This window comes from Bradyrhizobium sp. 62 (assembly GCF_023073035.1).
Lineage (GTDB): Bacteria > Pseudomonadota > Alphaproteobacteria > Rhizobiales > Xanthobacteraceae > Bradyrhizobium.
On record NZ_JADPIT010000020.1, the window covers coordinates 44,870 to 52,824 of the forward strand.

Annotated in this window: 7 protein-coding genes; 3 read left to right on the forward strand and 4 right to left on the reverse strand. The window is 66.1% G+C overall.

Annotated elements, in window-relative coordinates; all coding sequences use genetic code 11:
* Positions 1-103: 103 nt before the first annotated feature.
* On the forward strand, positions 104-1,165 hold the full coding sequence (locus IVB47_RS22990) for a helix-turn-helix domain-containing protein (RefSeq protein ID WP_247464534.1): 1,062 nt from the start codon (positions 104-106) through the stop codon (positions 1,163-1,165).
* A gap of 144 nt (positions 1,166-1,309) precedes the next feature.
* Positions 1,310-2,737, forward strand: a complete 1,428-nt coding sequence (locus IVB47_RS22995; protein WP_247464537.1) for a serine hydrolase — start codon at positions 1,310-1,312, stop codon at positions 2,735-2,737.
* A gap of 3 nt (positions 2,738-2,740) precedes the next feature.
* Here IVB47_RS22995 and IVB47_RS23000 read toward each other — a convergent pair whose 3' ends face one another.
* Positions 2,741-4,108 carry an MmgE/PrpD family protein gene (locus IVB47_RS23000; RefSeq protein WP_247464540.1) on the reverse strand — a complete coding sequence of 456 codons (1,368 nt, stop codon included), beginning with the start codon at positions 4,106-4,108 and terminating at the stop codon, positions 2,741-2,743.
* 122 nt (positions 4,109-4,230) lie between these two features.
* Here IVB47_RS23000 and IVB47_RS23005 point away from each other — a divergent pair, with 122 nt between their 5' ends.
* On the forward strand, positions 4,231-5,346 hold the full coding sequence (locus IVB47_RS23005) for an FUSC family protein (RefSeq protein ID WP_247464542.1): 1,116 nt from the start codon (positions 4,231-4,233) through the stop codon (positions 5,344-5,346).
* A 1-nt stretch (position 5,347) separates the two neighbouring features.
* Here the strand turns inward: IVB47_RS23005 and IVB47_RS23010 are convergent, their stop codons facing one another.
* From IVB47_RS23010 to IVB47_RS23020, 3 genes are read right to left on the reverse strand one after another with little or no spacing between them, the layout of a single operon-like run.
* Positions 5,348-5,998 carry a 2-hydroxychromene-2-carboxylate isomerase gene (locus IVB47_RS23010; RefSeq protein ID WP_247464544.1) on the reverse strand — a complete coding sequence of 217 codons (651 nt, stop codon included), beginning with the start codon at positions 5,996-5,998 and terminating at the stop codon, positions 5,348-5,350.
* The gene (locus IVB47_RS23015; protein ID WP_247285147.1) at positions 5,995-6,483 is read right to left on the reverse strand and encodes a DUF2867 domain-containing protein; all 489 of its coding nucleotides are present in this window, start codon (positions 6,481-6,483) and stop codon (positions 5,995-5,997) included. The genes IVB47_RS23010 and IVB47_RS23015 overlap by 4 nt, the downstream gene beginning before the upstream one ends.
* Positions 6,480-7,874, reverse strand: coding sequence for an MATE family efflux transporter (locus tag IVB47_RS23020; RefSeq protein ID WP_247285148.1), 1,395 nt, complete (start codon positions 7,872-7,874; stop codon positions 6,480-6,482). Before IVB47_RS23020 ends, IVB47_RS23015 begins: the two co-directional genes overlap by 4 nt.
* Between the last annotated feature and the right edge of the window lie 81 nt (positions 7,875-7,955).

The window sequence follows — 7,955 nt, forward strand, 5'->3', positions numbered from 1 at the left end:
GAGCCGGACGATGACAGTGTGCGCGGCGAGCGATGGTCCTTGAAAAAACAGGCGCAACGAAGGATGTTCGGCTGATGTCAACCGCGACCCATTGCATCACCCGATGACCCTTGCCGCAACCGAACTCGCCTTTCGCGCCGCTTCTGTGGCGCTGCTGCTGGTGTTGGCAGCGTCATTGCTCTCGGATTTCCCCAATGTGCTGGCAGCGCGGCTCGGTGCGGCCTTTGCGCTCGGCTCGGCCGCGCATGCTGTGAGCTATTCTGTCGGAACATCATCGCTGGTCCCGGCTTGGCATACGCCGCTGATCGCGGTGTCGATCGGCAATATCGTGGTGTTCTGGCTGTTCACGCGCGCGCTGTTCGACGACGAGTTTCGCCTGCGCCGGTGGCACGGATTGACCTGGGCGTTGGTGGCAGCCTTCAGCTTCGTCAGCTGTCTCTGGCTCGCACCTGGCGGACATGTCCGGGTCGCCGTCACCGCGGTGAACCTGATTGTGCTCGGCTTCATTGCGCTCGCGATCGTGCAGACAATCGGCTCATGGTCAGCCGATCTGGTCGAGCGCCGCCGCCGTGTTCGCGTCTTCATCGTCTGTGCCGCCGCGCTCTATGGCGGATTGAACGCGCTGCTCCAGATCCTTGTCGGCGGCAGTGACGTCGGCGATGTCGCCAACACCGTCAATACAGGCGTGCTCGCCGGCATCGTCGCGGCCATCGCCTATGCGATGATGCGGGTCGATGGCGCCGACCTGTTTCCAGCCGCCGCGGAGGCTGCGCCCGCGATCGCGGCGAGCCAGCCTGTCGGCGAGGATGCCGCCGACCAAAAGCTGATCGACGCCCTGATGCGGCTGATGGCGGACGAACGGATCTATCGCCAGGAGAACATCAGCATCGGCGTGCTGGCGGGCCGGCTGAAGATTCCCGAATACCGGCTGCGCCGGCTGATTAACCAGCGACTCGGCTACCGCAATTTCAATGTGTTCCTGAACAACCACCGGATCGAGGAGGCCAAGGCCGCGCTGGCCGATCCCGCCCAGGCCGAGGTCCCCGTCATCACCATCGCGATGGATTCCGGCTTCCAGTCGCTCGGCCCGTTCAACCGCGCCTTCAAGGCCGTGACCGGCGTGACGCCGACGGAGTACCGGCGGCTCAAGGTCAATGCCGTCTAAGCTTTAGTGTACTGAAATATTTAGGTTATTTTGGAATCGGCGAGCGTCTCGCGGTTTCGGCTAGGCCGCTTTCCAAATCCGGCGAGCAGGCATCGCGTGAATGCCGCTTCGTCTCCGGCACACGCCTCAAGCCGGAGCAAGCCCGTGACCCGCTGCCGCAAGATCGTCCTTCTCACCACCACCATCGCCCTTGTCGGCTTCGCGCTCGGCGCGGTTCGCGCCCATGACGTGCCCAAGGTCGCCACCGGCTTCATCGCCGACGTGCTCTGCTCGGAGACGTTTGTCTCGGGCCTCGATGTCAGGCGTAATTTGACCGAGACCGCCGATGCGATGCCGGGTGCCGGTCTGCTCACCTGGGCGATGGACTATCAGGTAGATCGCATGCGCAAGGACGTCACGGTGACGCTGTTCGGCATCGGCCGCAGCCACGCCGTCTATCGCGAGGGACTCGGCTGCACGCTCGAGCACGGCGGAGGGATCACCGACGTCACGTTGCCGCCGGACGACAGGCAGCCGGCGTTGCTGCCCGAGATCGCCGGCCACGCGGTCGTGTCGCCACAGAGCCCGGAGCTGTCAGCCGCGCTCGACCGCGCCTTTGCCGAGCCGCCATCGCCGCCATTCCGCCGCACCCGCGCAATCGTCGTCATGAAGTCGGGCCGTATCATCGCGGAGCGCTATGCGGACGGCATCGGACCGGAGACGCCGCTGCTCGGCTTCTCCATGACGAAGTCCGTGATCTCGGCTCTCACCGGGATCCTCGTGCGTCAGGGCAGACTGAAACTCGACGGGACCGCACCGGTCGACGCCTGGGCAAATCCGGACGATCCGCGTCACGCCATCACCGTCGATCAATTGCTGCGCCACACCGCGGGCCTGGCGCTCGGCAGCTCGCTTCAGGCCTCGCTCGGCTCCGCGTTCGAGCCGGTCAATCGCATGAAATTCACCGAAGACGACATGGCCGCCTATGCCGCGAGCATGCCGCTTGCGACCGCGCCGGGCACCGTGTGGAACTATCACGATGGCAACACCATCATGCTCGCGCATCTGATCCGCAAAGCTGCCGGCGGCAATCCAGCCGATGTGCTTGCCTTCGCGCGCCGCGAATTGTTCGCGCCGCTCGGCATGCGCCATGTCACGCTCCAGCTCGACGGCGCCGGCACGATCAAGGGGTCGAGCGAGATGCTCGCATCCGCGCGCGACTGGGCACGCTTCGGCCAGCTCTATCTCAACGACGGCGTCGCCGGCGGCAGGCGCATCCTGCCCGAGGGCTGGGTGAATTACTCGGCGTCGGCGACGCCCAATGCCTGGGTCGGCATCGGCGCCGGCTTCTGGACCAACCAGGGCGACAGCTTTGGCGCGAAATTCCGCGTCGAGCACGGCTGGCCGCGCGACGCCTTTTTCGCCAAGGGCACGATCGGGCAATACACGATTGTGATTCCGTCGGAGCGTCTGGTGATCGTGCGGTTAGGCCGTTCGCCGAACGCACCACCGCAAGCGGATGGTGTGTTTGATCTGGTGCGGGATGTCGTGGCAGCAACGCGCGACAAAGGGAAAGTCGCGAGGGTGGATTAGGAGTTACCTTCCCAGCTCCGTCGCCTTCGCCACGCGGTCGAACCGCTCCAGCGTCATGATCGCGTCCGCGAATTTCTCCGCGCGCGCATTCAGCACCGGGCGGGCCAGCGTCAAGAACTTCTGCTGCATCGCCTGCGCGTCGGGGAAGGAGGTCGGCTCTCCCGAGGGATCGGCAAAGAGCCGCTCATGCACGCCGTCGTCCGTCGTGATACTCACGCGGGCGCCAAAGGGGTGGGTGCGGCCGACTTCGAGCCGATCGTCCTGCACCACGTCGAACTTGTCGGCGAGCGCGTCGATGGCGGCGTCGCCCAGGCGGCTGTAGTCGTCCCAGCCAAATGAGCCCTGGTCGAGCGCGAGCGCGCCGGTGAAGAACATCGAGAACTGGCCGCCGACGATCGAGGTCGGGTGCCGCTTGGTCGCGGCGTCGCCGGTGAGCGTGATGCCGTTGCGATGCAGGCCGATCTCGACGCGCTTGACCTGATCGGGCGTCAGATTGTGCTCACGCCGCATCGCGATCAGCGCGTCGATCGCGGCATGGGTGTAGCGGCAGCTCGGATACGGTTTGACGCCGATCTTCATGGTCTCGTAGGTCTTGCCGAGCTCGGCGACTGCCTTGTCGGGATGGGCATCGTCGGTGTAGCCGGCGAGCAGGCCGTGCTTGCCCTCGACCGATTCCGTCGCACCGACGAAATCGTTGCGCGCCAGCGTCGCGGCGATCACGCCGTTCATCGCGGCGGCGCCGACCTGGTAGCGCTTGTTCCAGGCGCCATTGACGAGGAATTGCAGCGAGCCCGCGGCCTGGCTGCCGGCGACGCCGAAGGAGGCGACGAGCTGCTGCTCGGAGAGGCCGAACAATTTGCCGGCGGCCGCGGCTGCGCCATAGGTGCCGGCGGTGGCGGTCGGATGAAAGCCGCGGGCGTAATGCGAGGTCGGGTCGAGTGCGTTGCCGAGCCGGCAGCAGACCTCATAGCCCGCAACGATCGCGGTCAGCACGTCGCGGCCCGACGCGGCGACCATCTCGCCGATGGCGAAGGCGGCCGGAACCACCGGCGCGCTCGGATGCAGCGAGGAGTCCGCATGGGTGTCGTCGAAGTCGAGGGAATGGCCGAGCGCGCCGTTGAGCAGCGCCGCGACCGCCGGCGTCCAGGTCTTGCTGTCGCCGAACACGGTGGATTCGCCCTTGGTATCGAGCGCAAGGGCCTCCAGCATCTTCAGGATCGAGGGGGTCGATTCCGCTTCGCTGCGGGCCCGGATGGCGCTGCCGAGGAAGTCCAGCGTCAGCACTTTTGCCCGATCCAGCACTTCCGCCGGAATATCCTGGAATTTCAGGTTGGCGACATAGGCGGCGAGCGTTGCGGTTTCGTGAGCCATCGTGTTTCCTCGTTTTGGCGCGCAAGTTAGGCGGGCTGATTTGGCCTTTCAAGCGGCCTCGGGGCCGCGGGCATCAGCTATGCTTTTGGCTGGCTTTACCAGAATTGGATCGGGATAGGACGATGGCATTCGCAGGAGAGCTGTTCGACCGGGTCTGGTCGCGAAAGACCCAATTGGGGTTGGCGATCCGGGTCACGGTGGCGGCCACCGGCGCCTACGCGCTCGCCACCGCGCTGCATCTCTTGTTGCCGCTCTGGGCCGTCCTCACCTCCATCATCGTGACCCAGATGAGCGTCGGGCGCTCGCTGAAGGCGACGCGCGACTACATGCTCGGCACCATCGGCGGCGCGATCTATGGCGGCGCCATCGCGATCCTGATCCCCTATTCCGGTGAACTGGGCCTGCTCGGCCTGCTGGTGCTGGCCGTGGCGCCGCTTGCCTTTGTCGCATCGATCTATCCGAATCTGAGCTCTGCAACGGTGACGGCCGTGATCGTGCTCGTGCTTCCCTCGATGCATCATGCCGATCCCATGGCCTCGGCGATCGATCGCGTCAGCGAAGTTACGGTCGGCGCGGTGACGGGGCTGCTCGTCTCGTTCCTGGTGCTGCCATCGCGCGCGGTGCGGCAAATCCGCGCCAGCGCGGCGAAGCTGCTCGAATTGATCGCGGAGGCCTTCACCGAATTGCTCGCGGGCCTGACGCGCGGCCGGGACAACGACGCGCTGCATCGGATTCAGGACGGTATCGGCACCGCAATGGTCGGCATGAATGCCATCGGCGCCGAAGCCGAGCGCGAGCGCTCTGCGCGATTGTCGAGCGGGCCGGACACCGGCCCGTTGTTGCGCACGATCTTGCGGCTGCGCCATGACGTCGTGATGATCGGCCGCTCGACCGTGGTGCCGCTGCCGGCCGAGGTGCAGACACGGCTTGCCGCGCCGCTGACGGAAGTCTCGACGGTGATCGCACGCTTCCTGCGTTCGGCCGCCGCGGCGTTGCGCGAAGGCGCCGGCGCCCCGCCGATCCACCCCGTGCATGTCGCGCTCCAGCATTATGCCGAGGCGGTCGCCGCCGTGCGCCAGGACGGCCTGATCCGGGGCCAGCCCAGCGACACCGCGGAGCGCTTCTTCGCGCTCGGCTTCTCGCTGGAGCAGATGCACCAGAATCTCTGCGATCTCGATCGCGTCGTCGGCGAATGGTCCGAGGCCGCGACCGACAAGCCCGCGCGCGTGGCGGAGTGAGCTAGCGCCGCATCAGGCCCTTGCTCTCCATGCGCCAGACCAGCAAATCGATGCGGTCCTGACCGAAGAACGGCTCGTTGTCGAACACGAAGGTCGGCACGCCCCAATGGCCGGAGGCGGCGTGGTCCTTCTCGTTCTCTGTGATCACCTGCTCGTAGCGATCCGGGTCCGCGGTGATCGCAGCATCCATCGCGACGAGATCGAAGCCGGCCTTGTCGGCTGCCCGCGCGAGATGATCGCTCTCGTTCCAGCCCGCCACCGAGCCGTCCCACAGCACGCGGGCGATCGCATCGGTGAATGCGAGCGAGCGTCCTTCGAGCTGCGCCATGGTACCAAGCCGGGTCAGGCGGTGGATGTAGGGCTGCTCCGCCGCGACGTCGAACGTGACCTTGTCCTGCACGATCGGATCGGGCCTGGGAAAGCGGAACGGAATGCCCTCGTGCTGCGCGACGCGCGTGCTGTCGAGCACCACATAGCGAATGAAGTTCGGGCTGGCCTTCTTGAAAAACCCGGGCACACGGACTGCGAGCGGATAGACCGGCCGCACATTGACCGCCAGATCGTAGGTTTCGACGAGCTTGAGCGTCTTGGGCAGCGCCAGATAGCTGAACGGACTGCGAAAGGAGTAGAAGAGGTCGACGGAGAGCGTCATCGGGCCGGCTCCGCGAGCCGCCCCATCATGCTGCGGGCCACAAGCTTGTGGAAGGGCGTGATGAGCGCGAGGTAGGCGCGGCCCAGCCGATTGTTGGTCCGCACCAGCGTGGTCAAGGTGACGTGGCGCGGCACCGCTTCGCCGACCACATCGACCACGATGCGGAAATCGAGATGATAATCATTGAAGCCGGCGACCAGCTGCTCGGGCGTTTCACTCAGGACCGGAAACAGGCCGATCAAACCGCCCGGCGCCGGCGTACCCTCGCCCGATGTCTTCAGGCCGAACGGCGTCACCAACACGTTGCGCAGGCGTGTCAGTGCACCGACCCAGCGCGGCCCGTGCAACACCATCCTGGTGCAGGCCTCGCGGGCATTCACCGGTGCCGTGCCGATCTCCACGCGAAAGGCGTCGATGAATTGCGCACCGGCCAGCAGCGCGCCGGTGTCGACATCGGGGGTGACTTCGCGGACGGTCCCGTTCATTCCGTCAGTCTGCGCGTCAGCATCCGGAAGCGCAAGATCAGAAGTCCGGCATAGACGAACGATCCGATCGACAATCCGATCCAGACACCGACCGCGCCGAGATCGGCGTGAAAAGCGAGCCACCAGGCGATGGGAAAGCCCACGCACCAATAGCCGATCGCGGCGAATACCAACGTCATCCTGGTGTCATTGATGCCGCGCAGCGCGCCGCCCATGATGGTCTGGATGGCATCGGCGATGAAGAAGGTCGCGCCGACCAGCAGCAGCTTCGCGGTCAGCTCGACGGTCGCCATGCTCGCCACGTCGCTGCCGAAGAACAGTCGGCCGAGCTGATAGCGGCCGAAGATGATCGCGACGGTCAGGGCCGAGACGAACGCGATCCCGATCACGGCTGCGACGAGACCTGCGCGCTTCACCGCAAGCGGCTCGCCGCGGCCGAAGGCGTGACCTACCCGCACGGTGGCCGCCATGCCGATGCCGAGCGGGACCATGAACAGCACGGCGGTGACCTGGAGCGCGATCTGATGCGCCGCGAGCGCCGTGGTCGAGATCAATCCCATCAGCAGCGCGGCCGAAGAGAACAGGCCATATTCCAGCAGCAGCGAGAACGAGATCGGCGCGCCGATCGCGATGAGCTTGCGCATCAGGGGCCAGTCGATCCGCCAGAGATGGGCAAGCGGACGATAGTCCGCGAACGGCTTGCGCAGCCCCGCAATGGCGAGCGTGGCGGCGAACGAGCCGAGATTGACCAGCGTGGTCGCAAGCCCCGCGCCGAACAGGCCGAGCTCCGGCAGGCCGAACAGGCCGTGGATCAGGACATAGACCAGCGCGGCATTGACGGGGATCGCCGCGAGCGTGATCCACAGCGGCGCCTGCGGCCGGTTCACCGCGCTCATCATGCTGCGCAGCGCGATGAAGCCGAGCGCCGGCGCGATGCCCCAGGCCAGCCCATTCAGATAGCGCTGGGCGAGCGCGGCCGAGTGCGGCGCCTGACCGAGTGCAACCAGGATGTGCTCGCCATAGAGCGGCGAGGCCATCATCGGCAGCGAGATCAGCAGCGCGACCCACAGGCCGACGCGTAAGGAGCGGCGGATGCGCCTGACATCGCCGGCGCCGAACGCCTGCGCGACCAGCGGTGATACCGCCGCCATCAATCCGAGCCCGAACGTGAAGCTGACGAAATAGACCGTATGCGCCAGTGCCGCTGCTGCCACCGCGCTCTCGCCGAGCCGGCCGATCAGCGCAAGATCGGTCGTGATCATCGCGATCTGCCCGAGTTGCGTCAGCGTCATCGGCACGGCCAGCCGCAGCGTCTCGACGAATTCGTCGGCGAGAGGATTTAGCGGCGCGCCGGCTTGCGGCTGCGAACGAGGCTGGACGGTGTCAAGCATGGCGGGTCAATAGCACGGCCGGGCGACGAAAACATGGCTTGGTCTTCTCCCTCTCCCTTGCGGGAGAGGGTGGCTCGCCGC